This is a genomic window from Vibrio kasasachensis, from assembly GCF_050337565.1.
GTDB lineage: Bacteria > Pseudomonadota > Gammaproteobacteria > Enterobacterales > Vibrionaceae > Vibrio > Vibrio kasasachensis.
This window is the reverse complement of sequence record NZ_JAKJTB010000009.1, coordinates 415,554-441,469: the sequence shown is the minus strand read 5'-3', so window position 1 is coordinate 441,469 and position 25,916 is coordinate 415,554. Positions and strand designations below refer to the sequence as shown.

Genomic DNA, 25,916 nt, shown 5'->3' with positions numbered 1-25,916 from the left:
ATTAATCCACCTATGAATTGATTAAAATATTTAGAATTTGTTGTTCATTCTGTGCATTGTTAATTTCTTCGATAAACTCATCACTGAATTTGCCAAATAGTTCTTGTAGTACATAAATATGATGGTCTGCACCGTTGTCAGGTGAAGCAATCATAAAAAATACGCTAGGTTTAATACCATCTTCGTCACCATACTCGATGCCGTCATGCTTCACACCAACAGCAATAGCAGGCTCAATTACCGCTTTACTTTTAGCGTGAGGGTAGGCGATACCGTCCGTTGATGTGACGCTAACAGATTCACGTGTTTCGATGTCTGCTAAGAACGCTTCTTTATTGTTAATTCGATTGTCGTTAAATAGCAGCTGAGCCAATTCTTCAAACACTTGTTTTTTATTTTCAGCTTGAAGTTCATGTTTAATTAATTTGACGTTAGTTAGTTGTGTAATCATGTTTAACTCATGGTTTTAATGTTCTGAGTTAAAATTAATCCATGTACTTAATAAGCGAAATAGCAAAAAAAACTCATCTACTGTAGATTTGTATCAAGCAAATCCAACTGTGATAACGGTCATTATTTTACTTTGGTTAATTGAAGTTGAAGCTGTATTAACGGGCACACGAAAACCTTATCGTATACGGCTGACTTGAGAATAGGGAGTGAGGCGTAGGGACGGAGGAATTAATGATTGTACGATTCTAGATGAGCTTTAACGGTAGCTTAAGCGCAACGAAAGACACAATGATTCTACGCTGTTGCATAGAATCTTAGAGTGTCTTCCCGTTGAAGTTAATATCACTACCTAAGACAAGAAATCTTGCTGTACTTTTGAGTGAAACATAGAAATTCGGCTCAGAACATTAGTAAGATTCTGATTCTCCAAGATGGTTAAATCATTGACCGCTAGCGTATCGTTAATTTGCCTTAGATCGCTGTACTCAATGATCTGGTTCATAAAACGAAGTTGCCAAATATGATCGAAGATATACACCATTTCTCGGTAGGTTGTTGCGTCGATCTCTTGCGCAACATGAAGCCCTTTTAACCTCTCAATTGTGTTGCTGTCACGGATATCATGCTTGAGCGCATAGAGGCGACAGAAAATCTCCATTGGTCTTAAGCAATCTTTGAGATTTATTGCTTCACAGCCTTCGCTTTGCTCTGTGATTAATTGCCCATCGCTGTCTAACGGAATCGAATGGTTGAGACAATTTTGCGCATATACGCGCAGAAATTCCGGTTTTATCGCTAATTGCTTTTGAATATGGGCTTGAATACCATCTGCTAGCTTCGCGTTACCAAACGTAGAGCGTATATCAAAGAAAACGTTGAGCTCTAAAATCCCTTCTGGCGTCGCTTCCTCAATCCACCGAGTGAAGTTACTTTGCCATTCCTTCTCACTTAAGCACCATTGATGGTTGGAAGCCATAATCAAGCCATCACAATAGCTATAGCCTGCTTGATTCAACATAGCGCAGACCTTTTCAGCTAAATGCAAAAAGTAGCGTCGAGTGGTTTTTAAGTCTTGATCATCAGGCGTTTCAAATACAATGGCATTGTCTTGATCAGAGAAAAGGGTCATGTCATGTCGAGCATTACTACCAAAAGACAAGAATGAGAAAGGCACCGGAGGCTCTCCGATTTCTTCGATGGTTAACTCAATAAAACGACAGATAGCCGCGTCATAAGTATGGCCAATAAGTCTTCTTAAATGCTCAGGGCGCGTACCCGAAGCAATCATTTCACGAATCAAATCGGTTAGCCGATTAAGCGATTCAATAACATGAGAGTGACTTTCGCCCTGCTCAATATCCGCAACTATACAGCTACTTGTTTTGTGGTACCCCGAATTTGGAGTCGTGGAATGGAAACTTGCCCCGTAAACCTTGCGAACGATAGGTCTAAAAGAGATGACGTGTCCTAATTTCTCTGAGAGGAAGATACGAGAAGTGCTCAAGATGATATCAATCTCTCGTCCACTTTTGGTTATGATTTGCGCCTCAAACTCGCTAGGCTCGGTGTCATGGGTAAACAACCGCAGTAAGTGCTGTAACACTCGTTTGTTTTGTTCGGCGCTTGAAAACAGCTCTTGCCAAATCGTCTGTGATTTTAGCTCAGTATCTGTATATCCGAGTAGTTGATGTAACCGTGTATTTGAAAATACAATCTTCCCATCGGCTTCCAAAATGTAACCTTCATTGGAAGATTCAACCAACGCCTTGTAACGGTTTTTAGCTTCATGCAACGCCACTTCAGCGCGCATTTTCTTTTTCTCAATCGCTTTTGATTGAGCAATGACATAAAGCATGATTAGGGCTAAACCCAAAGTAATAGCTACAAAGACTCGGTAAAGCGTGGTTTCTAGGCGTTCGATTTCTTGTTGAACATCTTCAAGGTAAACGCCCGTACCAACTATCCACTGCCATTCCTCGACGCCTTCTACATAGGTCATTTTTGGCGCAGTGATCGTCGCGTCATCTTTCCATTGCCAGAGATACTCTAAGTAACCCTCGTGGGACGCTTTTACTAACTTGGCGAGTTCAACAAAAATTGGGAAATCAGAGCTTTCACCGCTCTCATAATAGTGCGTTAAATCTTGGTTGGTTAAGTCGCTTCGATAGGGGTGCATGATCATGCGGGGATGCATATCAGTGATAAAGAAATAATCTTTATTTTCAGGACCATACCTCATTGAACGAATGTCCATCGCCGCCTTATGTTGCGCCTCTTCTAAACTGAGGACGCCACTTTTTTCCATACCGACATACCGGTCAACAACGCTCACCGCAGTAGACGTTAGCTCTTTAAGCATCTGTTGTTTTTGCCCCACCATCGAGTCTTCAACTAAAGGCAAAATAAGGTAGATTATCGCGGTAACAAATAAAACAATTGCACTGATGGTGGGTAAAACGATCCGTAGCCCGAATCGACTGAGCGGTGAATCATGCTCATTTTTTACCGCGTCTAATCCATTGAAATAATCGGCTAGTTCAGTTTCGTCGAGCACGTCACCTAGTTGAGCCTCATGACTGGTATCGTGATATTTGGCAGTAAAAGAGCTATTTTCAAAGTCTGCTCTTGTTGGTAAATACCCGTGGTAATCATCTCGAATATGCGTTTCAAATACATCTTTGATCTGCTGGTTTGTATACTTGCCGCCAAACTCTCGAATCGCTTCCGCTAATGCTTCTTTACAATGGCGAAATCGACGATGTGAATAAGGGTCAAATTCCACTTCTTTTGCCATTGTCTCGCAGTGGTCTTGGCCATTGTAATCAAAAAAGCCATCGATCCAGCGATGCATATCTTCAGCTCTAATTCCGAATAAGTGTTCGGTTCGATCTGCGTGTTCAGAAATTTTCATGGCGTTTTAGTCACTTCCTTGCATATTGATATTTACGTCAATAACGTGTTGTAAGTAGCATTTTTATTACAAAGTATTCGTTCAGCCAATGCATTGGATGATTTTTTAATCGAAATCAATAATCAGGCAATACCTCTTTCCTAGTATGAGCGCAATGTTTTGACGTGATTTTTGACAAGATGCCCAAGAGTTGTCTTGTTTTCATCAACGAAGTGGTTCTATGTTTTTTCTTATCTTTTCAATGAGATAAGGCGCTGGTAGCGTCTGGGATGTCGTCTCGTACTGATCGAAGGTCAGTATACCAAGTGTAAGCGGAACGCTAATTGACATAGTTCAACTTCGTCTCAATACAAAGGAAGACGAAATGTCTAAAAAAAGTAAACCCTTCTATAGGGATATGCGTAAAAATGCGCATGAATTTGAGAACCGCGAAGAGTTTCTCAACCACGATCTCAAAATAATGAGTTTTCGCCGCTGGGGTATTCACTTACCTTCACGCGATTACAGTGTCGAGCTTGAAGACTTAGTACCCGCATTAGCGGCAACTATCGGTAAAGTGGTAATGGTAACCGCAATGGTTGCTGTATTTGCGGCACAATTTGGGTTATCCCCAGAGTTTGTTGCAGAAAACGTGCGCTATGAGCTACTGATCGCTGGTGCTCTGTTTGTAATCCTATTCTCTGCAATTTTGAACCCAAACTCTAATTTAGCGGGTACTCACGGCCCAATGATTCCATTGATACCCTTGATTGCAGCTGCTGGGGGACACCCGTTGGCTCTGGGAATAATGGTATGTATGTTCGGTTTTATCCTCGCTTATACCAAAGGTGGCTCAAAATTGATGACACTAACTGGTGTTGGCGTTCGGGGCGGGCTGCTTATCTATTTAGGGGCTGTAGGTCTGATTGGTCAGATCAATAAAACCGAAGCTTGGGCTTCAAGTACCGATCAAGGCTACATTTCGTTTGCAGTTATTGGCGTGACCTTAGCAGTCTACGCTTACCTTGCTAAAGTCAATAAGCGCTGGCTGGCTATCCCGTTGTGTTCTCTCATTGCTGGTATCGTTGCCTATGTTTTAGGGGCAGATTTTGCCTTTACGACCGAACCTGGGCTTCCACACTTCAGCCCATTCTACTGGTGGGGAGAAGACACAGGTTGGCAACTAGGCTGGCCAAATCTAGAGCACTTCATCGCCGTCACACCATTTGCTTTATTAGCTGTTGCGATGTGGTCACCTGATTACCTTGGTCACCGCGTGTTCCAAGAACTGAACTACCCGAAAGAAGCGAAAGGCGTTCTAATGGACGTAGATGACACAATGATGGTTGCGTCAATTCGTCAAGGTATTGGTTCATTCCTTGGTGGTGGTAATCTAGCCTCCTCTTGGGGTACCTACATGATCCCTGCCGCTATCGCTAAACGTCCTATCCCTGGTGGTGCGCTTCTAACCGGTATCATGTGTATTGCTGCCGCCGTTATTGGCTACCCAATGGATCTTGCAATGTGGGAACCTGTACTTCGCGTTGCACTGATTGTTGGCGTGTTCTTACCCCTACTTGAAGCAGGTATGCAGATGATCCACAAGCATAAAGATTCGCTCAGTGCTGGTATCTGTATCTTCGCTTGTGCATTTGTTAACCCAGTATTCGGTTGGGCAACAACCATGCTATTGGATAACATGGGTTTGATTGGTGATCATGAACGTGCGAAAGAGCTATCAGCAAAAGATAAATATCTTATTCCTGGACTAGCGTTTGTTGTTTGTGTGGGTTCATTGGCTGTGGTTGGGCAATTACCTGGTATTCCAGCGCTGATCGGCTAACAAATATCATATGGGGCAGGTTTTATCTTTTGTAGTACAAGACAGTTGTATTAATAACAGAAGGCAAGACCTGCTCCTATTTTTTGAGTATGTAGAGTTGAGAGCAGGTATTCTCACCGCATTACTCATTAAAACAATGAACCTTGTACTATAGGTGTCAATAGTAGGTTCGGATCGATACCTTCTGTGCCTCCAATTAAAAAAGGGCTTTTGGGGTCATGGAGACTTTTGTTTTTCATAACTACATTCTCATTAAAAGTAGCATAGCAATATGAGCAACCATGAAGGCATGTATTGTACATACCTATATCAATACTTTTTATACAACCACAAGCTTCTCTTTGACCACTATCCTTTATAGGATTCACATCTAAGTTAAACACTGATTTTATCAAGCGATCATCAATGCACTTACCATGTTTGATTCCAATTGACTCAGTATCAATTTCCTCTGCACAGCTCTCTATTTCCATTCCGTGTTCGTTGGCTACTCTTGCCATGTAACTAGATAACTCGTTTAGCTCGCCTGGCATTTTTGTTATATCAGCAAAGGTCAGACCGTCAATTAGGTTTAAGTTTCTTTCCGTTTTCTTATAAAAGTCAGAAAAGCTAATAACAACTTTATGGGTTTTGCCGGCCAACTTTGATGCAATTTTAGAAAATACTCGCTTGTGTTCATTTATACCAACTAGGTTGGACAACAGTATGGGGTCATATCTCCATATAACTTTATCGGCACCTATTCTATCGCTTAATTTTACAAAAATATCAATCGCTTTGTGGGGACGGGGAACTCTAGTTTCCAGTTGCTTTGGGTAGGCAGTAACCGTGTACTGGAAATAGTATTTATACCCTAGAGAATCGAGATCATTAAGATGCTTCATCAACATAGCAGGGTTTCGAGTCCAAAATACAAAAAGTTCTACGTCTTCTGGTAACAGGGAAACCCTTTTAATTTGATGGGCGTTAAAAGGGTTTCTAGTTAATAAAAACCCCTCACGAACTCTATTCATAAACCATGGAGTATAAAAAGCTGGGATATCAGTTCTACGGCTAACGCTAATGATCATACTTTCGCTCAGATTTCAGCTTCAATTGCTTTGTTATACTAGTATATAGATTTACTTTTGTTCTTTCCTACGCCTAAACCCTCAAGATAGAACTTTGAAGTTAGGTACCGAGCCTCTATGTCGCCAAGTTGGGCAGCCTTGTTAATGTACTCAAATGCTTGTTTATTGTTGGTACCATAGAATGTGTATCCATACATTTTTAAACCCTGTGGATGACCATCATTGGCTGACGACTTAAACCAATATTGTGCTTTATCAAAATCTTGTGTGATTCCGACACCATGCATATACATCATCGCCACTTGAATTTTAGAGTCAGTATCACCGCCTCTAGCAGCAGCAATGAGTTGTTCAAAGCTATATTCACTATAGAGCTTGTCACCACACAGCATATTGATTGTTTCCACCGAAAATAAGGTATTCACCTGCTCGGAGACCCCATCACTTCTCCATGACGTCCAGAGCTAATCGAACGCTCGTATCAGCGTTTTAACCACGGCTTAAATAGGTTGTCTGTTAAAAAATCCATCAGTGAACGTATCTTTTGGTTGTGCTGAACATCACGGTGACAGGTTAAATACACTGGTAGCGGGGGGATCTCAATTCCGCAATCGATTCGTGTGAGTTTCACTTTCTCAGCAACCTCTGAATGCGTAAATACGATTCCACCACCATTACTCGCCAATTCAATCATTAACGGCATATTGTCGGTTCGAAAATAGAGTTCTTCATTTTTGATTGACCAGCCCAGAGCCGCAGCGCCTTCTTCCAACTGCGTGTCACGGTCAAAACCTAATAGTCTGTGCTGAGAAAACTCTTCTGGGGTCGTGGGGCACCCAGCGGTTTTTAGATAGCAATCACTAGCATATGCGCCAAGCGCAATGTCACACAGATGTTTCATTACCAGATCTTGTTGCTGAGGGCGAACCATTCTAATCGCAATATCTGCATCGCGTTTATCAAGGCTGGTAATCTGATTAGTCACAACAACTTGTACTTGTAACCTCGGATAAAGATTCAAGAACTCTGGCAAAACGGATGGCAAATAGTATTGAGCTACCATCTCATTAACCGACAATCGCACAGTACCTGATAGAGTAATATCTTGTCCTTGGACAAGTCTTTGCAATTTATCAGCAGATGCCGCCATATTTCTGCTTTCTTCGAGCAAAGTTTGCCCGAAGTCAGTTAGCACTAAACCTCTAGTGCTTCGATCGAATAATGTGCGACCCAACTGCTTTTCTAATAAGAGCAACTGCCTACTCAATGTAGGCTGTGAGCTATTTAAGGATTGAGCCGCTTTATTCAAACTACCGCGTTCGGCTATCGCCAAAAACAAATGCCAAGATCGCCAATCAATATCCATATTTGTATAACCACCTGTCATTTTTAGCTGTTCTTTAGACTATTTACAAATATTAAACTCATTGCACTCGCTTGTAAATTAGCGCCATGCCGCCTTATTTTGCGTTGATTTATCGAGCTTAGTTTTCATAGGAGTCTTCAATATGCGATGTAACGTGAGTGCAGTAGTTAATCAATATGGTGCACCGAACTGCCTTGAGCTTCAAACACAGAAGCTATCTAGCCTCGGGGCTAATGAGGTGAGAATCAAAGTTTTTGCAGCAGGCGTTGGCTGGGCTGATATTATGGCTCGCAGAGGGGGGTATCCTCTCGCACCAAAGCCACCTTTCATACCTGGATACGATTTTTCAGGTGTCGTCGACGAAGTGGGTAGTCAAGTCACTGACTTTAACATTGGAGATTATGTCGTCGGTTTGAATCCGCAATTTGGTTGCTATTCCAAATACCTGTCAATCCCCGCGGATTTATTAGTCAAATTTCCCAAACATTTAGACCCAGCTAAAGTCTGTAGCCTTCCCCTTAACTATTTAACGGCATACTGCATGCTTTTCAATAAAGCGAACATTCAATCACAACAATCCATCTTGGTGCACTCCGCCGCAGGCGGTGTCGGCTCGGCATTGGTTCAACTCGCACGTAGATCTGGAGTTAACGTTTTAGGGACTGCTTCCTCAAATAAGCACGCTGTCGTGGCAAATCATGGCGCGATTCCTATAGACCATAAAACCGAAGACTTTGTGAAAGTGGTGAGGTCGAAGTACCAACAAGGTATCGATGCCGCGTTCGACCCAATCGGGGGGAAGAACTTAAATCGAAGCTTCAGTGCAGTAAAGCAAGGGGGAGTTGTCGTCAGTTACGGTTTTTCAGGGGGACAGTTTGGCGGGCTACTTAACATGATATCGGGAGCAATTCAGCTGACCATGCTCAACTTGATACCCAATGGTAAAAAAGCGTTTTTCTGTGCGCTGCCATCGGAAGTAAACAAAAATAAGCAATGGTATCGAGAAGCGCTGACTTCTCTTATTGGTATGCTCGATAGAAAAGAGATTGACCCGATAGTCTCCCACACTGTTCCTTTGGCAGAGATACAAAAAGCACATGAATTATTAGAAAGCGGTACCACTATCGGAAAAGTCATCGTTCAATGTAACGACTTTCCTTCTGTACCTGACACCAATCAGGTAAAGCTTTAGATTGGAATAACTTACTCAAAAGTGCGAGCCGAAAGAGAGAAAAATCAGTTCACTAGCAAATATTATGACGGAAAAGTAACAGTGATCGGTTCGAATGTCACCGAGGCGCCTCCAAAGTAGCGCCTCTCGACTTTAAAAACCAAACTACTTCAATGCCCTCGTAATTACTCAGGTTTCAGAGAACAATAAAGTTTAATTGCTTCCAAAATCACTATTGGACAATTCCGTGTCAGTGATTTTACTAAATTAGCAAATAATGAATAACTACAGGTATGGTAAATTGTTAACTTCGTTCCCATTTTAAATGTCTATAGACAAGAGTTATTAAGCGCGCACTCCTACCTCCTATTCAAATACACTTACTTGCTCTTGCAAACATACCCACAATAAAATATAGTAAACTAGTTTACCAACTTCCAGTCGAGATGGAACAGAATGATTTTTGAAGAACGTATTTTCATTAAAGCCTCACCTCAAGATATATATTCGTTATATACCGATGTCGAAAATTGGAGTCAATGGGATAAAGAAGTTGACTACTCTCATCTCATGGGAGAATTCAAGAAAGGCACTAAAGGTATTCTGAAGCCGAGTAATGGACCTAAATCACGGATTGTAATTGCAGATGCTATACCAAATAAGCACTTTACAGTAACAAGTAAACTACCATTATGCATTCTATCATTTGAGCATCATTTGCAGGTCAATGGAAAAGTAACTCAAGTAATTCATAGAGTTAAGTTTTCTGGTTTAACTAGCTTTTTGTTTGGGAAAGTCATTGGAAAGAAAATCTATAAAGGTCTACCGTCTACTCTTGAAGGACTAAAAAAAATGGCTGAAAACAATGTTTAAGCACGAACTTCCTTCGAACAGCGTAGGTCTACAACTCTGGGTTGTTTACAATAAATGGCATTCAGAGGTAATGAAGCACCTTAAGCCTCTCAATATTAATCATACTCAGTTTGTTATACTCGCCTCCATACTATGGTGTAACAAGAATAAAAACGAAACAACACAAGCAGAAATAGTCAGTATCACTGGCTTGGATAAGATGACACTATCCAAGTCGATGAAGACTCTAGTCGCTAATGAAATCATAATCAAGGATAAAGGCGTTAGAGATACACGTAGTTTTTCGCTCAAACTCTCGGAAACTGGAGAATCTCTAACAATAAAAGCCATCGCGCAGGTAGAAGAGTTAGACCAGCTATACTTCGAGAGCCTACAAGACCAGAGAGCAATATTTACTTCTCTGCTACTAAGCCTTAAAAATAGTTAAGCGAATCTAACGATAACAATTGCCGATTAAAATTTCACACATGTGGGATCGATTATTATCTATCTCAAATCCCACAAAATCGCCTGAATCACACACGGGTAAAGTTCAGCCTAAGAAGGCTCTGGACAGAAGTGAGTTACGAATTTCAGGAGCATGTGAGGTGTCAGATTAGCTTTACACTGCCTCTTTTGAAAAACCTATAGGTACTTTAGTCTCGAAACCTAGACCAGCAGAGTTTTCAAATGTTTTCCGTTAAACTCAGCAAGACTGCGTAACTTTAAGTCGGAAATATCAAATTTTCCTTGATCGTATACTTCAGCATGAGGCACTACGATAGTTTTTTGCTTGGCATTTTTGGCAGCCATTAACTCTGAAAAGGAGTCTTCAAATGCAATACAATATTTAGCATCAATATCCAATTTACGGAGGGGCGCTAAATATACATCAGGAGCAGGTTTTCCGTTAGAAATATCATCCGCAGAAGATATAGCGTCAAAATAGTGGTGAATACCTAGTTTTTTTAAAATGACAGGTACTAACTGGTAAGGTGAATTGGTTGATAGACCTATTTTAAAGCCTTTTTCTTTTAATAAATTAAGTAGATTGGTTACTCCCGCTAATTCAGAACCATGATCTAGTATTAATGCTTCAACTTTATCAACTACCTCACGTTCAACTTCATCTAGACTTTTTCCAGTCCAAGGATATTGTGAAAATCAAAAATCGGTTACCTCACGAGTTGTCATCGTTGCTGTTTTATCTGCTAATTGTTCCGATACTTGCACGCCGACAGATGAAAAAATCTCTTTTTCTGCTTCTTTCCAGAATGGTTCTGAGTCAATCAGTAATCCATCCATATCGAAAATTGCGGCATAGCCCATAAAAATATTCCATTCTAAATTTTTTAATTTGACGCTAATTTATATCATCTGCTACAGATATCTAGGCGGAACGTCCTAGTCGAAACCAGACGAATACTTAAACAGAGTAAATTCTATCACATGCAGGAGTTGTAACGAGAATACGGCGATGATTTAAGCTATCGCAGACCGAGATGGGTTGGATGTAAATGAATTTTTGAACTAAATCGTTTCGGAGCATTTTTGAGCTAGCCAAATTAGTTAGCTCGGTGTTGGACTGCGATGCTTTAAAAAGGTCGCGATAAGGCACTGCGTACGACCTAAAAAATTACGGTTTATGAATCGATCACTTGAACTTCCGCGGTAAATAGTCACGCTTGGAATCCGGCTTTCGTTCTCTGCTGATCGCAACCGATCGGTTTTTCCCTAAAGCCACTTTAATTTGATACCAAGTTTCTAGAAAAAGCGCCTTACCAGCAGATGACCACCACGTTTGGTTATAGAGCTTTTTGTTTGCCGCTAATACGTCTGGTGAGCGATTAATACATTCTAATGCTAACTCGTAAGCGGCACTAAAGGGATCGTCTGCAACTTTTGTTACTAAGCCAATTCTATGGGCTTCGTCACTATCAATCACTTTTGCCGTCATCGCTAACTCAAGAGTATGATCTTGTCGCATCAGCTCTCTAAATGCGACGGCTCCGCCCATGTCTGGGATTAACCCCCATTTTGCTTCCATGATCGAAAAATTCGCGTCATGAGATGCGATACGAAAATCACCACCACTTGCCAACTGTAAACCTCCTCCCCAACACCGACCATGGATAGCAAAGATCACCGGGCAGGGGATGGCACGCCAGCCCAACGAGAAACGTTGCGCACTATTTGGCATTGTTGGCCACCATTTGAACAGTAATTTGAGAGCATCTACTTTGTTCGTTAATAATGACTTCACATCCAAACCTGAGCAAAAATCACTGCCGGCACCTTGCACAATAACAGCCCTAATCAGTCGCTCTTTTTTAAGCTTTTTGGTTAACCTATTCACTTGTTGGAACATTTCCATATCAATAGCGTTGAGTTTATCGGGGCGATTTAGCGTAACAATAGCGATTTGGTTTTCATCAATTTCGCAGGTAATACGAGGCTGTGTTGACATAGTGGCTTCCGGATAGTGGTCATACCACCAACGTAGGCAATGAATTGATAATTTTAAAGGTAGAGTTGTTTAGAATGAGAGAGCTATGCTGCTTTGGTTAAACCAAATGTAAAAATGACGATAATATTTCAGATTAATCTTAGTTAACAAGAACTCACACAAATAGAATATGGCTGAGTTTTTAACCCAGACAAACAAAAGCCCCGCATTGCAGGGCTTAAGTACTTAGAAACTAGCTAGAATTAACAATAAGCGCGCGCAACGCGACCTTGGCATTCTAGGGTGTAACTTTGTGCGTAAGCGGGCACAAATACAGACTGACCTTTTTCAATTACGCAGCTTTGACCATTGCGGTGAGTCAGCGTCATTGCGCCATCAAGAGGTAGCAGGATCTCTGCACTGTCGATTTCAATCACGCGCGCAGTAGAGCTTGGAATAATGGCAAATTTAAAGTCTTCCACTGGGATAGGGTATTCCAGCACTTCATCATTTACCTTTGGCTCTAGCAGCAATGTATTAAAAGGCTTCTCTTCGAAAATCGTACAAGCAACGAGTTCTTCAATATCCATGTATTTTGGCGTTAGACCAGCACGCAGCACGTTGTCTGAGTTCGCCATGATCTCAAGACCAGTTCCCTTGATATATGCGTGTGGCGTTTCCGCATCTAAGAACATTGCCTGACCAGGCTCAAGAGTGATGATATTGAGTGTTAACGGTACAAACAGACCGATATCACCTGGGTATTGGGTCTCTAGTTCAACAATCAGTGCCATTAATGGGTCTTGAGAGCGGTTTGCGTACGCCATTAGAGCCGTTAGTGCGTTATCTTTACTCTCGCCATCTAGAGAGAGCAGAGCAGAGAAGAAATCACTCAGCCCTTGAGCCGTTTGGTTTTCAACTAGAGCCGCAAGTAACGCTGCCAATTCAGGAATGTCTAAACGAGAGAAGTTAGCAATGATCTCTTCAGTTGAGCGGAAGCCATTCATCGCTTGGTACGAGGTTAGTGCATAAACCAGCTCAGGTTTGTGGTTTGGATCTTTATAATTACGGTTGCCAGCAGAGTGGGGAATACCTTGCTGCTGTTCAAGTTCATAGCCTTTTTCTGCTTGTTGTTTGTTTGGATGAACTTGGATAGATAGCGCTTTTTCCGCGGCAAGCACTTTGAATAGATAAGGCAGCTCACCAAAGCGGTTGGCAACTCTTTCGCTTAGTACGTCATTGATGTTCTGTTCAATCAGCTGTGAAAGCTTAGTTGTTTGCCCGTTTGTTTCTATTACTGAACAGCCATTCGGGTGTGCCCCCATCCAGATCTCAGCTTGAGGCCCACCAGTTAGGTTTTCAGTACCAAAAAGTTGCTTGAACGACGTTGGGCTTCCCCAAGCATAATCTTGGATGACATTGGTCATTGGGAAGAATACAGAGTGTAGAGTTTGATTATTTTTGTTCAGAGTCTCAGACATCATTGTCACCATAAATTTGCAAGCTTGTAATGCAACATGGCCTAAACAAAATTGCTTAGACCATGAGAGTTTATAGCGAGTTATGCAGTGGCTGCAATTTGTTTCGCTTTGCGGATTTTTTTAAGAGTGACACATGTTACAGCCGTCACTGTCGCACCTGCTGCCATAGATAAAAGCGCAAGAAGTGGGAAGTTCATAGCACCTAGTAGAGCAACAACAGGACCGCCATGCGCCACGCTGTTAGTGATACCGAAAGAGAATGCCATTACTGCCGCTACCATTGAACCAAGCACGTTAGCAGGGATAACAGACATCGGGTCTTGCGCTGCAAATGGAATGGCACCTTCAGAGATACCGACTAAGCCCATCGCACCTGAAGCTTTACCCGCTTCAATTTCTGATGATTCAAATAGGTCAAGTTTACGACCTAATACGGTCGCCATTGCCATGCCAAGAGGGGCAACAGGAATAGCACATGCCATTGCGCCCATGAATTGTGTTTGACCACTTGCAATCATGCCTACTGAGAATAGGAATGCCACTTTGTTAAATGGGCCACCCATATCAAAGCCAGCCATACCACCGAGTACGATGCCCAGTAATACGACGTTACCAGTGCTTAGGCTGGTTAGCATGGCAGTTAAACCATCCATTAGGCTTGCGATTGGCGCGCCAATAACAAAGATGAATAGACCAGCAATAAACAGTGAGCCCGTAATTGGCGCAATCATGATAGGCACAAGTGGTTGAATAAACTTGTGGTAGTTGATTGATGTTACCCATTTAACAAAGTAACCCACTAATAGACCGGCGATGATTGCACCGATAAAGCCGGTACCAGCCTCTGCACCATAGAATGAACCATTGTTAGCAATCCAGCCGCCGATTAAGCCAGGAGCAAGACCAGGGCGATCAGCAATCGCGTAAGCGATGTAACCCGATAGAATTGGGATCATTAAGGTAAAGGCTACCACGCCCACTTCGAGGATCTGGTTCCATAGACTGCCAGCAGGAATCGCCATACCAGCTTCAGTTGGTTCACCACCAATCGCCAAAGCAAGAGCAATCAGTAGACCACCAGTCACAACGAATGGGATCATATGTGACACGCCATTCATCAAGTAGCGGTAGAGATCTGAGCGTGTTTGAGATGCTTTCTCACTGCTTGATTGACTTTTAGGTGTGGTATCGGCTTGGTAAGTTGGCGCGCTTAACGCCTCGTTAATCAGCCCTTTTGCGTTGCGAATAGGGGCTTTTACGTTGGTTTCAATCAGCTTCTTGCCAGCAAAACGCGCCATATCTACTTGCTTGTCGCAAGCGACAATAATGGCCTCTGCGCGGGCAATTTCTTCATCTGTTGGGCTGTTTTTTACGCCAATAGAGCCGTTAGTCTCTACTTTGATTTGGTAACCCAGTTCAGTCGCACCTTTTTCTAGTGCCTCTGCAGCTAAGTAGGTGTGTGCAACACCAGCAGGGCAGCCAGTAACTCCAATGATAAAGCCTTTTGATTCTGATGAATCCGGTTTTTCCGTTTGGTCTTGTTGTTTCTCAAGCAGCAAGTCGAGTGCTTGTTGGTTGTTTTCTGCAGCAAGGAAGCGGTCAATGAAGCCATCTTCGATTAATTTAGATGATAGCTCAGCCAATACTTCAATATGGTGGTTGTCGCCGCCATCAGGGGAAGCAATCATAAAAAACAGTTTTGATGGCATGCCATCTTCTGCTCCGTATTCAATACCTTTACGACTAATACCAATCACAACTGCTGGTTCAATAACCGCGGCACTTTTAGCGTGTGGCAGCGCGATACCTTCTTCGAAACCTGTGTTACCTAATTCTTCACGCGCTTTAATATCAGTTAGAAATTGGTCCCTGTCTGAAATACGACCTTGGGAGTGAAGTATTTCAATCAGTTCATGGAAAACGTCTTCTTTTGAGCTCGCTTGCAAATCAAGTGCAATCAAATTTTGATTAATAAGTTTTGTGATCATGCCACACCCCATTGGTTTATTGTTCTCTATGTGATGTCGTCAGCTTGAGTGAATTTATAAAAACAATGAAGTGAATAAAAATACCATTTACTGGATTTTTGTACCCCAACTGTTAGGGTGTGATGTCGATCGCTATGAGTGCTAGTACTGTTTATATGTAACTTGTTTAATCATCAGTACTGATAAGCTGTATTTATCTGCTTGACGCTGTTTGCCAGAGTTATAAGCAAGTTCCCACTATAGGATTGGTGCTTTTACTAAAATATTGTAACCTATAGTTCGAATTGTGATTCGGTACTATGGTGTATTGTAGTCGAGCAATGTATATCTTCTTTATAGCATTCAGCATGCATTTTTGGAGTAATTAAAATGATTTTCCATGATTTGATTTCTTCGGTATTAAGCGAGCGAGAGCCGTTTCACAACATTTGGTTTGCAGGCGATTTTCATACTCCTTCTGAGTGCAGTTATCAGGTTAACTTTCCACGTTTAGAGCTGGTATTAGATGGAGAGTATATTAATGAAATGGAAGATCATGAGCGTAAGATCAGCCAGATTATAGCGAAACAGGGTGACGCGATTTTCATTCCCCCAAACTGTTGGAACAAACCAGATTGGGATACTAACTGTTCAGTGCTAAGTATGTTGTTTGGCCGCAGGCAATTAGGTTTGAGTTTGGTGAGTAAGCGCAAAGGAGAAGCAAACTTTTACGATATTCAAAAGCACAGCATTCAAACTCGCTCTGGATTTGCTATCGATAATATCTTAGAAGCATTGAGCTCATTGGCGCGTGAAAGCAATAAAAAGCCAATGGATGAGTTATTACTTCAAGCGTTGCTTCAATACAGCAAAATCATGCTAGATCAACCAATCGAACAATCTCATAGCCGGGTGCAAGATCTCTATCAAGGGATTTGTATCTATATTCAAGAGAACTTTCATCGCCAAATTACTCGTGACAGCATTGCGGTTCGCTTTAGTATTTCAGCTAATCATTTGTCTCGTCTATTTAGGCAGCAAGGGCATATGACATTGGCAGACTACATTACTTGGGTAAGGATCGACCGAGCAAAGTTTATGCTCAAGAAGTACAACTTCAAATTAAACGAAGTGTCGGCACGGTGTGGCTTTAAGGATGTGAATTATTTCTGTCGTGTATTTAAAACTCGTACTGGTCGTACTCCAACGGAGTATCGAGGCTCAGTTTAAGCTGTTTTATATATAGTGAATAATGTCAGGCTAATAAGCGTGACATGGCGTACATCAGCAACGCTTGTAGATCGACACTGCAACGGGTTAGCAGAAGTCGCTCCGCCATTTGACCTGTTAGTAAGTTACGAGTGAGGTTTGTGGCGGCTATGATCTGTTCTCGACTTGGCGACAGCGGCATAACCAACGCAATCGCGATATGAACTGCTCCCATTTTAGATGCCCAATCAATGGCTTTATCATTGCTAATCACGGCAATTGAAATATCGGTAACATCAGCAAACATAACGTGTGGCAAGGCAATCCCAGGGGTGACGCAGGTTGATGAACGTTCTTCACGCTTCACAAATGCAAGAATCAATTCATCTGGGTGTTGGGGATAAATGAGTTGGGAAAGTCCTTTCAAACACTCGAACTTAGTGAGCTCAGTATGTGCTTTAGCATAATGCCATTGGATCTCACATGGTGGGCATATTTGTGGTAGACGCTCGGCAAGTTGACTTGAAAACTGATAATTTATATGTGCGCCGATCAAGCTAAAATGTTCGGCAACAATATCTTTGAGTACAAAGCATGCTAATTCCGCATCAATACCGATGGCGGTAATTTGGCACAGGTCGCCTTGTTGTAATCCAGCGCGCAACATTGCTGATGACTTAGTGAGCATTGCGCAGCGATTTTGTGTGATATTGATAATGTGCAAAGAGCTTTTGAATTTCTTTGCTATTCGGCAAAGTGGCAGTGCTATATGAGCACTGCCAGTAACATCATCGACTAAAAATGTTATTTGGTATTCGTTCATCGGCTTAATGATTAGCGGCAATGAATAAGAAAGACTTTTTCAACATTAAGCAATACGTCTTCAATCGGAATTTGGACCTTGTTCGTGCCCTCAAAACGTGCAGCTTGCTCAATATCGATATCTGATACGATCAACACCTTATCGGCTTGGGCGATATCATGGGGCGTAAGTAGGTTTTCTATTCCCATTGCACCTTGTGTTTCGACTTTGATTTGAACGTTGAATTTAGGCGCTGCTTTTACAAGCGCATCGGCAGCCATATAAGTATGTGCAATGCCGGTAGGGCATGCTGTCACCGCTACAATTTTCATGGTCATTCTCGGCTTTTATTTTCGCAGGATACTAGCATATCAGCGCTACAAAGCGTTGATCTAAACCAGCTAAAGGTAAGAGCTCTATCACAGTTTAAAAGCTGTGGTACATTACTCCAGTTAATGCTTGTTTCGTACTATATCGCACAGTCACTTGTCTGGTTAACCTTATATGCACTGCTAGAAGGGTATATATACGGACATCAATGGTTAAGTATTAGGTAAATGAAAATGGATATAACCACCCTAATTGATGCAAACACCATCTGTTTAGATCTCAAAGCTCAAACCAAACAGGAAGTGTTATCTGAATTGGTCGAGATGCTTGATGCCGCTGGGAAGCTGTTTGATAAAGACCAGTTCTTACTCGATATCTGGCAGAGAGAGCAAATCGGAAATACTGGCTTTGAAGAAGGGATCGCTATCCCTCATGCAAAAAGTAATTCGGTTGCAGCGCCGGCTGTCGCCATCGGTATCAGCCGTACTGGTATTGATTATGGTGCTGAGGACGGTGAACTTTCCGATGTGTTTTTTATGCTTGCGTCACCAAATGGCGATGACCACCATCATATTGAAGTACTGGCGCAAGTATCGACCAAGTTAATCGAAGATGATTTCGTTGCGCAGTTAAAGGCTGTGGAGTCACCTAGGCAGGCTCTTGAGCTGTTGTTCGATATTGAATCTCAAACTAGTGGTTTTGAAAATTCAACAGGTGTTGATTTCGTTCCGGAACAACTCACTCCTTGGAAGCAAGGTATTGCGCGAGTGAAAGAACACTTGTTGTTTGGTACTTCACACATGATCCCGTTTATCGTCGCGGGTGGGGTGCTGTTGTCTCTATCTGTTATGTTGTCAGGGCAGGGGGCTTTACCTCAAACGGGAGTATTGGCTGATGTCGCGCAAATGGGTGTTGCTGGGTTAACGTTATTTACCGTGGTATTAGGCGGCTATATTGCCTATTCAATTGCAGATAAGCCCGGTTTAGCGCCAGGGATGATTGGGTCATGGATTGCGGTTAGTCATTACAATACTGGCTTCCTCGGTGCCATTATTGTTGGCTTTATCGCTGGTTTTACCGTCAGTTCGCTCAAAAAAATCCGATTGCCAGATAGCATGAGTTCGCTCAGTTCTATTTTTATCTATCCCCTTATCGGTACCTTTGTTACTTGTGGTGCCGTTATGTGGCTGATTGGCGCACCAATCGCCAACGCCATGATGAACTTAAATGAGTGGCTAGCGGGTTTAGCTGGCTCGGGTAAAGTGCTATTGGGAACGGTATTGGGTGCAATGACGGCATTTGATATGGGCGGGCCAATTAACAAAGTCGCGACTTTGTTTGCTCAAACACAAGTGAATACTCAACCATGGTTGATGGGTGGGGTGGGAATCGCAATTTGTACACCACCGTTAGGAATGGCGCTTGCCACGTTACTGGCACCGAAGAAATTTAAACGTGATGAACGTGAAGCGGGCAAGGCTGCGGGCATCATGGGAATGATTGGTATAAGCGAAGGCGCTATCCCGTTTGCGGCGGCAGATCCAGCGCGCGTGTTACCCGCTATTGTTGCTGGTGGCATAGTGGGCAATGTGATTGGTTTTATGTTTCATGTCTTGAACCATGCTCCGTGGGGCGGCTGGATTGTATTGCCAGTCGTCGATGGCAAACTTGGCTATATTATTGGTACGTTAGCGGGCGCATTGACGACCGCGATTATAGTGATTTTTTTGAAGAAAACAGTGACAGAAGATGATGAATTATTGTCACCAAAACAATCATTTGCGCCAAGTGAGGGAAAAAGAGATGCGGAAGTACTGGCTGTCACTTCATGCCCATCAGGCGTGGCGCACACCTTCTTAGCGGCTAAATCATTAGAGAAAGCGGCGTATTCCTTAGGAATGACAATAAAGGTAGAGACTCAAGGTGCAAACGGTATCAATAACCGAATTACCGCTGAAGACGTAAGAAAAGCAAGGGTGGTAATATTTGCTCATGATGTTGCCATCAAAGAACCAGAAAGATTTAACAATATAAAAATTGTTGATGTGAGCACAAAAGATGCGATGTTGAGCGCGATGCCATTGTTGCAATCGACTCGATGAGTAATGACTAGATCCTAAAAGTATAATTGTCACTCCCCCAGACGGTTATGCTCCTGCAAGCCAACGAGAGTTGGGCATAAAGCCAGTCAGGTAATCTGACTGGCTTTTTAGCTTTTAGGTGACTAATTAAGCAATTTGGTTAGTCAGCAAGTGAACTGTCATATAGCCTTCAATTAAGTGAAATATAACTGTCACATTAAAAACCTAAAGTGAGCACCGTTGAATAAAACACAACGGCAATCAAGCCATTAAGGAAATTGTGATGAAAAAGACAGTTATCGGTGCACTCGCACTACTTGGAACACTAGCAGTAACTCCAGCGTTAGCGAAAGAAACTATTTCTGCGGTTGGTTCTAGTAGTGTAACTCCGCTAATGGAAGTTTTCTCTGAAACATATATGAAGAAGAATCCAGACGTATTCATTGAAGTACAGGGACCTGGTTCTTCAGCTGGTGTAAAAGCTGCGAAAAAAGGTAGTGCAGATTTAGGTATGTCTTCACGCAACCTAAAAGATTCTGAAAAAGAACCAGAACTGAAAGAACTGACAGTAGCGTTAGACGGCATCGCGGTTGTAGTTAACCCAAAAAATGACCTCGAAGGTCTGACTTCAGAGCAAGTAACGGCAATCTATAAAGGTGAAATCACCAACTGGAAAGATGTTGGTGGCGCAGACAAGCCTATCGTAGCCATTACACGTGATACCGCTTCGGGTACCCGTGGTGCATTTGAAGATATCATGAAGCTTAAGAAAAAAATCTCTGGCATGAAGGTATCAGCTATTTCGCAACGTGCTCAAGTAGCAAATGGTAATGGCGCGCTTAAAACGATGGTTGCTTCTAACCCATACGCAATTGGTTATATCTCTTTAGGCACGGTAGATAGCTCAGTGAATGCGCTATCAATCAACGGCACTCCTGCAACAGTCGACAACGTTAAAAACCAGTCTTACAAGGTGGCGCGCCCATTCTTAGTACTATACAAAGAAGGCAACCCTTCTGAGCAGGCGCAGAAGTTCCTTGATTGGATGATCGCTGATGAAGCTCAAACTATCGTCGACAAAAACGGCTATATCTCAGTTAACTAATTTACTTGAACAACTTTAAATTGCTCAGTCCACATTGGGCTGAGCCTTTTCTTTCACGGCTAATAGATTGATACCGTTAGCCTAGTGAGATTTTTTATGACCATCGCAACAAATAGTGAAAAGCTTATGAACTCTGAAGTGACTCAAGTAGTTAAATCGGGACTGCGCACTAAGAAGCGCGTAGATTGGCAAGAGCGCATTTTCCACGGTTTATTTCTTGCCAGTGCGGTAATCGGTATTGTATCGCTTGCCGTTATCGCCTACTTCATTGTTAAAGAATCCATTCCTGCTTTCCAAGAGGTAGGGGTTAAGAATATCGTGTTGGGACAAGATTGGTTACCACCGGCTTTATATGGTGTGGCGACTATGATTGTTGCTTCGATGGTGTCTACATTTGGAGCCGTCGTTGTGGGAGTGCCTGTTGGGGTCCTAACCGCAATTTTTATTGCAGAAATAGCACCAAAGCGTCTCGCTGATATTATTCGCCCAGCGGTTGAGCTATTAGCGGGTATTCCGTCCGTTGTATACGGATTTTTCGGCTTGGTGATTATTGTTCCATTAATCCAAAATATCTTTGATGTCCCTGCAGGCAATACGATTTTGGCGGGAATCATTGTACTGGGCGTAATGATATTACCGACAGTAATCACGGTATCAGAAACATCAATTCGAGCCGTCCCTCGGACCTATAAAGAAGGTTCGCTTGCTTTAGGTGCATCTAAGATCTACACCATTTTTAAGCTGTTAGTTCCTGCCGCGCGTTCAGGCATTATGACCGGTGTTATTTTAGGTATCGGTCGTGCATTGGGGGAGACAATGGCAATCATCATGGTGATGGGCAACGCTCCCGCAATGCCAGAAGGAATTTTAGATTCAGCACGAACACTAACAGCAAATATTGCGATTGAAATGTCGTACGCAAGTGGCATACATGCCAATGCACTCTATGCGACAGGCGTCGTTCTACTGGTGTTCATCATGATGTTGAATGCAGCTTTGCTGTATCTCAATCGTCAAAAAGCTAAATAATTACTGGTGTTGACTATGGATTACGCAAAATTAAAAAAATCTCGCCAGCTTACAGATAATATCTTAACTGGTTTAATTTGGGGGGCAGCAGCCCTAACCGTTGGTTTCTTGTTCTGGATTATTTGGTACATCCTTTCGAATGGCTTACAGCATGTAGATTGGAACTTTATTACTGACGATTACACACGCACTGGCGATGAACACGGTATTTTCCCTATGATCGTCTCGACGGTCTATATGGTGATAGCATCAATCTCAGTTGCGGCGCCACTCGGTATTATGACCGCGATCTATTTAACTGAATACGCAAAAGTAGGCAGCCGCTTGGTCAAGGTGATTCGTTTTTGTACAGAATCACTAGCGGGTATTCCATCGATCATCTTTGGTCTATTTGGTATGACCTTTTTCGTCGAGATACTGGGCTTAGGCTTCTCGATTCTATCTGGTGCATTAACATTGAGCATTCTAATTCTACCAGTGATTATTCGCACGACAGAAGAAGCGCTTATGGCTGTGCCTCAAACATATCGAGAAGGGTCATACGCCCTAGGCTCGTCAAGAATTTACACTATTTGGCGCTTGATTTTACCTAGTGCTATCCCCGGTATTTTAACGTCGGTTATCTTAAGTATTGGTCGTGTTATTGGTGAATCTGCACCGGTATTTCTAACCGCTGGTATGGTGGCGCGAATCCCTGATTCACTTCTTGATTCTGGACGCACACTAACGGTACACCTATACAAATTAACGACAGAGCTATTTACCATTGAAGAATGGAATCAAGCTTACGGTACGGCAACGGTGCTGATAGTAGTGGTCCTTTTAATCAACACGTTCACTAAGTTGATTGCAAAGCGTTTCAATACTGCTAGCTATTAATCAAATAGCACACGTATCAAGAAAGAATTTAAGAATTAAGAGATGACATTATGAATAAGTTTAACATCGAAAATTTAGATTTGTTTTATGGCGAAAACCAAGCGTTGAAGGCGATTAACCTACCAATTCCTGTGCGACAGGTCACTGCGTTAATTGGTCCTTCAGGTTGCGGTAAATCGACGCTGTTACGCTGTTTGAATCGCATGAATGATTTAATTGAAGGCGTGAAGATTACAGGTAAGTTGACCATGGACGAGGAAGATATCTATGGCAACATCGATGTGGCAGACTTACGAATTAAAGTAGGGATGGTGTTTCAAAAAGCGAACCCATTCCCAATGAGTATTTTTGAAAATGTTGCGTATGGTCTTCGTGCTCAAGGTATTAAAGATAAGAAATACATCAATGAGGTCGTTGAACGTTCGCTACGCAGTGCTGCACTCTGGGATGAGGTGAAAAATCGTCTAAAATCACACGCTTTTGGTCTTTCTGGTGGTCAGCAACAACGTTTGTGCATCGCCCGTACAATTGCAATGGAACCAGATGTCATTTTGATGGATGAACCCACCTCTGCTCTTGATCCGATCGCAACGCACAAAATTGAAGAGTTAATGGAAGAACTAAAGAAAAACTACACCATTGTTATTGTTACTCACTCAATGCAGCAAGCGCGCCGTATTTCAGACCGTACCGCGTTCTTTCTAATGGGGGAGTTGGTAGAACATGACGCGACAGATGTCATTTTTAGTACACCGCGTGATGACCGTACGCAAGGGTATGTGAATGGTGACTTTGGCTAATTAATGCTTATACCCGTCATACTTGAAGTTGCAGCGGTGTTGGCTGTGTTCGTGCGCCCCAATCACATAGTCCACCTATGCTCAGGGGACTGCCTACCTGCACCTTTATAACCTCAAGACGCTGAATTCTGCATCTTGAAGTCACTGGGCTATACAACACTATAACTATAAACGATGGTTCTTTTGCCCCTCAATAAACGAGGGGCTTTTTTTATTTCTGTATAGAATATAACTAAATCAGTGCTATCAAAGGCACAATTTAACCAATGACGAATTCATGGGGATATAGAAATACCAACCTATCCGAATGCTAATGTGACAGAGCTACTGGGAAAATAAACATGGTCACTTGTAATAGATATGGTCTAGTTAAATATTTTTAAGCCATGGTTATTAAGTTTGATATTAGAATGACTCCTCGCCTAAAAATGCTAATAATTTACTTTTAGATAATATTATCAAAGTGATATATATCACATAAATACCTTTTCAGTACTTTATTTTAAAACTGATATTGATTTGTCTTAAATTTAAAGCATTTTGCACTCTCACTATTTGGAACTCACTAATTATAGAAATAATAATGGTTTTTTTTTGTCAGAAAAAATTCAAACTATGGCTTCGTCAGTTGACGGTCAATTAATGGCCAATTTTTATCGTTCCTGTAAGTGATCCTGAATTTTTTGTGGGTCGCTAGAGTGACGTGAAAGCCAAGGAAGCGCGTTATGAGAGAAAGCGGGATAATTAAAAGACATGGTGATGAACAGATCATTGCCTATCGTGTAATTGATATTGCCATTATTATCGCGACGATCGTGATTACATCATATCTCTATGTTGGGTCATGGAATATCTATTATATTCTAGTCACTAGTATCGCAGTGGTTTCTTTTAGTGTGCTGGCTGAACTTTTAGGCGTGTATAACCCTTCGTTTGCCTCCTCACTACGCCAAACATTGGCTCCAATATTGCTGTCGTGGCTGTGTGCCATTGGGTTTGTGCTGGTGATTGGGTTTGGCTTCAAAATTACAGACCTCTTTTCCCGTGTCACCTTAACTATATGGTTTGTGGCGACGCCAGTGACTCTTATTTTTTTCCGGTTATTGACGATGAAAATTCGTTCTTCTGCGAGGGCTGAGTCTTATACACAGAAAACGATCATCATAGGTGCTACTCCTGCAGGCGTTGCTTTAGCAAAAGAAATCGAATCAAAGCATGAACATGGAATGCGCTTGGTCGGTATTTTTGATGACCGTAGTGAAGAACGACTCTCTGAAGAGCAGAGCGCAATCCAAATTAGTGGTTCAATTAATGATGCATTAGCTATGGCAAAAGAGCGTAATTTTCGCCATGTCTACGTCGCGCTACCTATGGAAGCGTCTAACCGAATTAAGCAAGTAATCAATTATTTCTCCGATAGCACAGCACGGGTTTATATCGTTCCAGATTTCTTTACCTATGACTTGATACAATCACGCTGGAGAAATGTTGGCAACATTCCAACCCTGAGTATTCACGATACTCCATTCTACGGCATGTCGACTTTTATTAAGCGCTTAGAAGATATTGTCGTATCGACATTGATTTTGCTCTTGATAAGCCCAGTACTTTTTGCCGTAGCGATTGGAGTAAAGATGTCTTCATCGGGTCCGGTTATTTTTAAGCAAGATCGCTATGGCATTGATGGTAAGAAAATCAAGGTGTGGAAGTTCCGGTCAATGCGCTCAATGGACAATGGTGACGTCGTAAAGCAAGCGACAAAAGGCGACCCAAGAGTGACACCGTTTGGTGCATTCATTCGCAGAACTTCTCTCGATGAATTGCCGCAGTTTATCAATGTATTACAAGGTCGAATGTCTATTGTTGGTCCTCGTCCTCATGCGGTTTCGCACAATGAAGAATATCGTCAAATTGTGAATAAATACATGCTGCGTCATAAGGTAAAGCCAGGTATTACGGGCTGGGCGCAAATTAACGGATATCGCGGTGAAACGGATACTGTAGATAAGATGGAAAAGCGTGTTGAGTATGATCTTAACTATATTCGCCAGTGGTCGTTGTTCTTCGATTTAAAAATAATTTTCCTAACTATTTTTAAAGGATTTATCGGAAATTCAGCATACTAAAATATATGAAAGTATT

At 42.2% G+C, this 25,916-nt stretch carries 22 protein-coding genes and 1 pseudogene; 11 read left to right on the top strand and 12 right to left on the bottom strand.

The annotated features are described in order from the left end of the window. Nucleotides 1-10: 10 nt before the first annotated feature. Together L4C38_RS04820 and L4C38_RS04815 are read right to left on the bottom strand one after the other, a co-directional pair. Entirely contained in the window at nt 11-451 is a 441-nt protein-coding gene (locus L4C38_RS04820) for a PTS sugar transporter subunit IIA (protein ID WP_428796399.1), read from the bottom strand. Nucleotides 452-802: 351 nt separating this feature from the next. Beyond that, entirely contained in the window at nt 803-3,364 is a 2,562-nt protein-coding gene (locus L4C38_RS04815) for a DUF294 nucleotidyltransferase-like domain-containing protein (protein ID WP_428796398.1), read from the bottom strand. 364 nt (nt 3,365-3,728) lie between these two features. On the opposite strand from L4C38_RS04815, the gene L4C38_RS04810 reads away from it, so the two are divergent. After that, a complete protein-coding gene (locus tag L4C38_RS04810) occupies nt 3,729-5,186 on the top strand; it encodes a DUF3360 family protein (protein ID WP_428796397.1) in 1,458 nt (485 codons plus the stop codon). Between the two features lie 128 nt (nt 5,187-5,314). Here L4C38_RS04810 and L4C38_RS04805 read toward each other — a convergent pair whose 3' ends face one another. Genes L4C38_RS04805 through L4C38_RS04795 form a run of 3 tightly spaced genes read right to left on the bottom strand, consistent with a single transcriptional unit; the run spans nt 5,315 to nt 7,643 of the window. Beyond that, nucleotides 5,315-6,256, bottom strand: a complete 942-nt coding sequence (locus tag L4C38_RS04805; RefSeq protein WP_428796396.1) for a DUF1848 domain-containing protein — start codon at nt 6,254-6,256, stop codon at nt 5,315-5,317. Between the two features lie 38 nt (nt 6,257-6,294). Then, nucleotides 6,295-6,681 (bottom strand): tetratricopeptide repeat protein, encoded by a 387-nt coding sequence (locus L4C38_RS04800; protein ID WP_428796395.1) that lies wholly within the window; start codon nt 6,679-6,681, stop codon nt 6,295-6,297. Nucleotides 6,682-6,737: 56 nt separating this feature from the next. Then, on the bottom strand, nt 6,738-7,643 hold the full coding sequence (locus tag L4C38_RS04795; RefSeq protein ID WP_428796394.1) for a LysR family transcriptional regulator: 906 nt from the start codon (nt 7,641-7,643) through the stop codon (nt 6,738-6,740). A gap of 121 nt (nt 7,644-7,764) precedes the next feature. Here L4C38_RS04795 and L4C38_RS04790 point away from each other — a divergent pair, with 121 nt between their 5' ends. From L4C38_RS04790 to L4C38_RS04780, 3 genes are all read left to right on the top strand, one after another. Then, on the top strand, nt 7,765-8,814 hold the full coding sequence (locus L4C38_RS04790) for a quinone oxidoreductase family protein (protein WP_428796393.1): 1,050 nt from the start codon (nt 7,765-7,767) through the stop codon (nt 8,812-8,814). Nucleotides 8,815-9,249: 435 nt separating this feature from the next. Further along, nucleotides 9,250-9,666, top strand: coding sequence for an SRPBCC family protein (locus L4C38_RS04785; RefSeq protein ID WP_428796392.1), 417 nt, complete (start codon nt 9,250-9,252; stop codon nt 9,664-9,666). Next, complete coding sequence (locus L4C38_RS04780) at nt 9,659-10,093, top strand: MarR family winged helix-turn-helix transcriptional regulator (protein WP_428796391.1); 435 nt, start codon at nt 9,659-9,661, stop codon at nt 10,091-10,093. The genes L4C38_RS04785 and L4C38_RS04780 overlap by 8 nt, the downstream gene beginning before the upstream one ends. A gap of 221 nt (nt 10,094-10,314) precedes the next feature. On the opposite strand, the pseudogene L4C38_RS04775 reads toward L4C38_RS04780, so the two are convergent. From L4C38_RS04775 to L4C38_RS04755, 5 genes and pseudogenes are all read right to left on the bottom strand, one after another. Next, nucleotides 10,315-10,761 (bottom strand): annotated as a pseudogene (locus L4C38_RS04775) (HAD-IA family hydrolase); the annotation flags it as partial. Nucleotides 10,762-10,809: 48 nt separating this feature from the next. Beyond that, nucleotides 10,810-10,974, bottom strand: a complete 165-nt coding sequence (locus tag L4C38_RS04770; protein WP_428796390.1) for a hypothetical protein — start codon at nt 10,972-10,974, stop codon at nt 10,810-10,812. A 325-nt stretch (nt 10,975-11,299) separates the two neighbouring features. After that, nucleotides 11,300-12,112 carry a crotonase/enoyl-CoA hydratase family protein gene (locus L4C38_RS04765; protein WP_428796389.1) on the bottom strand — a complete coding sequence of 271 codons (813 nt, stop codon included), beginning with the start codon at nt 12,110-12,112 and terminating at the stop codon, nt 11,300-11,302. Nucleotides 12,113-12,354: 242 nt separating this feature from the next. Continuing rightward, nucleotides 12,355-13,572 carry a mannose-6-phosphate isomerase, class I gene (gene manA / locus L4C38_RS04760; RefSeq protein ID WP_428796388.1) on the bottom strand — a complete coding sequence of 406 codons (1,218 nt, stop codon included), beginning with the start codon at nt 13,570-13,572 and terminating at the stop codon, nt 12,355-12,357. Nucleotides 13,573-13,652: 80 nt separating this feature from the next. Continuing rightward, nucleotides 13,653-15,560, bottom strand: coding sequence for a fructose-specific PTS transporter subunit EIIC (locus tag L4C38_RS04755; RefSeq protein ID WP_428796387.1), 1,908 nt, complete (start codon nt 15,558-15,560; stop codon nt 13,653-13,655). Nucleotides 15,561-15,929: 369 nt separating this feature from the next. On the opposite strand from L4C38_RS04755, the gene L4C38_RS04750 reads away from it, so the two are divergent. Continuing rightward, nucleotides 15,930-16,769, top strand: coding sequence for a helix-turn-helix transcriptional regulator (locus L4C38_RS04750; protein WP_428796386.1), 840 nt, complete (start codon nt 15,930-15,932; stop codon nt 16,767-16,769). A 25-nt stretch (nt 16,770-16,794) separates the two neighbouring features. Here the strand turns inward: L4C38_RS04750 and L4C38_RS04745 are convergent, their stop codons facing one another. Further along, complete coding sequence (locus tag L4C38_RS04745; RefSeq protein ID WP_428796385.1) at nt 16,795-17,571, bottom strand: PTS sugar transporter subunit IIA; 777 nt, start codon at nt 17,569-17,571, stop codon at nt 16,795-16,797. Nucleotides 17,572-17,582: 11 nt separating this feature from the next. After that, nucleotides 17,583-17,882 carry a PTS fructose transporter subunit IIB gene (locus L4C38_RS04740; RefSeq protein ID WP_428796430.1) on the bottom strand — a complete coding sequence of 100 codons (300 nt, stop codon included), beginning with the start codon at nt 17,880-17,882 and terminating at the stop codon, nt 17,583-17,585. Nucleotides 17,883-18,113: 231 nt separating this feature from the next. Between L4C38_RS04740 and L4C38_RS04735 the strand changes: the two genes are divergently transcribed. From L4C38_RS04735 to L4C38_RS04710, 6 genes are all read left to right on the top strand, one after another. Further along, entirely contained in the window at nt 18,114-19,982 is a 1,869-nt protein-coding gene (locus tag L4C38_RS04735; protein ID WP_428796384.1) for a fructose-specific PTS transporter subunit EIIC, read from the top strand. Nucleotides 19,983-20,244: 262 nt separating this feature from the next. Continuing rightward, nucleotides 20,245-21,066 carry a phosphate ABC transporter substrate-binding protein gene (locus L4C38_RS04730; protein WP_428796383.1) on the top strand — a complete coding sequence of 274 codons (822 nt, stop codon included), beginning with the start codon at nt 20,245-20,247 and terminating at the stop codon, nt 21,064-21,066. A gap of 96 nt (nt 21,067-21,162) precedes the next feature. Beyond that, nucleotides 21,163-22,095: a phosphate ABC transporter permease subunit PstC gene (gene pstC / locus L4C38_RS04725; RefSeq protein WP_428796382.1), complete on the top strand. Its 933-nt coding sequence runs from the start codon at nt 21,163-21,165 to the stop codon at nt 22,093-22,095. A 15-nt stretch (nt 22,096-22,110) separates the two neighbouring features. Then, nucleotides 22,111-22,974, top strand: a complete 864-nt coding sequence (pstA, locus tag L4C38_RS04720; RefSeq protein WP_428796381.1) for a phosphate ABC transporter permease PstA — start codon at nt 22,111-22,113, stop codon at nt 22,972-22,974. Between the two features lie 50 nt (nt 22,975-23,024). Then, nucleotides 23,025-23,774: a phosphate ABC transporter ATP-binding protein PstB gene (gene pstB, locus L4C38_RS04715; protein WP_428796380.1), complete on the top strand. Its 750-nt coding sequence runs from the start codon at nt 23,025-23,027 to the stop codon at nt 23,772-23,774. 725 nt (nt 23,775-24,499) lie between these two features. Next, on the top strand, nt 24,500-25,900 hold the full coding sequence (locus L4C38_RS04710) for an undecaprenyl-phosphate glucose phosphotransferase (protein ID WP_428796379.1): 1,401 nt from the start codon (nt 24,500-24,502) through the stop codon (nt 25,898-25,900). Nucleotides 25,901-25,916 lie beyond the last annotated feature (16 nt).